This window comes from Paenibacillus sp. N119s, assembly GCF_059447605.1.
This window is the reverse complement of record NZ_JCAJRU010000414.1, coordinates 1-2,020: the sequence shown is the minus strand read 5'-3', so window position 1 is coordinate 2,020 and position 2,020 is coordinate 1. Positions and strand designations below refer to the sequence as shown.

At 49.1% G+C, this 2,020-nt stretch carries 2 protein-coding genes; both read left to right on the top strand.

What is annotated here, in order from left to right:
- The coding region (locus AC5V8P_RS25300; RefSeq protein ID WP_495474027.1) for a sensor histidine kinase at positions 1-536 on the top strand (536 nt) is incomplete at its 5' end.
- Positions 514-2,020 (top strand): response regulator transcription factor (locus AC5V8P_RS25295; RefSeq protein WP_495474026.1); only part of this gene is annotated, 1,507 nt, incomplete at its 3' end. The genes AC5V8P_RS25300 and AC5V8P_RS25295, both read left to right, overlap by 23 nt.

Below are 2,020 nucleotides of genomic sequence, written 5' to 3'. Positions count from 1 at the left end.
AGATGGTGGAAGCACTTGCTTTTCTATTACGCAGCACAGTCAGCTTTGAGGAGCAGTTGATTCCGCTTCAAAAAGAACTGGATATCGTAAGAAGCTACGTAACGATCCAAAAAACACGTTTTGACGAGCGGCTTGATTTCCACCTGGATGTCCCGGAAGAGCTGATGGACGCGCAAGTCCCGAAGCTAACGCTTCAGCCTTTGGTGGAGAATGCGATCCATTATGCCCTGGAGCCACGTATTGAACCGTGTCGGATCACTATAGTCGTGAGAGAAAGCGAGGGGGCACTGTTCCTGCGAGTTGAAGACGACGGTCCTGGAATGACCCCGGATTTCTTGGAAAAGCTGCGAAGCGGACAGATCACCACCCGTGGGCGTGGCATTGGACTTGCGAATATTCAAGAACGGATTAACCTGACATTTGGTACACACTGGGGGATCGAGCTGCATAGCGAGTCAGGAACAGGAACGTCAATTCATGTCTGTATTCCATATGTGAAAGGGGATCAGGGTCGTGTACAAGGTGCTACTGGTTGATGATGAGCGTATGATTTTGGAAGGCATATCACAGGTGGTCGATTGGGGCAAGGCAGGAACAAGGCTGGTAGGTACGGCACGTAATGGGATTGAGGCCTATGATCAAATCCAGGCCAGCCCGCCTGATTTTGTGATCAGCGATATTTCTATGCCTGGACTGGACGGTATCGGACTCGTTGCCAAAACGACGGAGCATTTTCCAGACGTTCGTTTTATTCTGTTGTCTGGCTACAAAGATTTTGACTATGCCTGTCGGGCCATGCAATACGGGGTGAAGCACTACTTGTTGAAGCCCTGCAATGAGCGGCAAATTCATGAGGCTCTGACCGAACTGGGACAGGAGCGGGAGGAACAGGAAGAACGCAAGCAGTTTGTGAATCGGATGAAGCTTGATTTTCAGCGTATGCTGCCACATGTGAAGGAGCATTTTTTGAAGGAGTTTATTTCCTATAAAACTTACGGCAGCCGTGATATCGCATTTTATGAGCGTTTGTTCGGCCTGGAGTTGCAAGATAAGCAGGTTCGAATGCTGCTGCTGCGGGTGGAGGAGTCACACGAGCCGGAGCATTTGTTTGCGTTGCAAAATATAGCAGGGGATTTAATCGACCATGTCTTGCTCAGTACGACCATGCAAGGGCAGCTGCTGATTGTGCTGGAGAATGAAGATGACACGTCCCGATTTATGAAACAGATTGAAGCGGTACGTAGGACATTTCACCGTTTTTATAAGCTTGAGGTAACTGTTGCAGTTAGCGAGTCGGATAGCATGCAGCATTCGCGGGGAATGTACCGGGAGACATTGCATTGTATGAATCACCGCTTTTACACCGGGGAGGGCAGTCTCATTACGAAGGACGATTTGGCGGCTGAGGATACCCGGGAGACGGCAGACTTGGAGCTGGACGAGGAGAAGTTCGGTCTGCTGATCAAGGCTGGAAATAGGGAGGAAGTTGTACAGGAAGTGGATCGGCTGTTCGGCATCCTGTCCCGTATGAAGCTGGAAATCTCCGTAACCCGTTCCTATGTGCTACAGCTCTATGCGGCCATGATCCGTATATGTCCTGAAGAAGAGCGTGCGGCGTTTACGAGCCGAATGGTCGTGCTGGCGGAGCAGAAAACGCTGGCATGTCTCAAATCTTTTGTACAGGAAGCTGCCGAACGAATGACTGCAATTTATTATAAAAACAATGTATACCGCCAATCTTCCACGGTCGATAAAATGATCACGATTATTGAACAAAACTATAGAAAATCCGATCTCTCACTGAACGGAGTGGCGGGGCAAATGCTCTATATGAATTCCGACTACTTAGGGAAAATTTTTAAAAAAGTGACGGGTGAAAACTTTTCGCATTATGTCAATCGTTACCGGATCGAACGCGCGGCTGAGCATATTCGGGAGACGGGAGACGTAAAGGTGTTTGAGCTGGCGGAATGGTTCGGCTTCGGCGGGAACGCGCAATATTTTAGCCAGGTATTCAAAA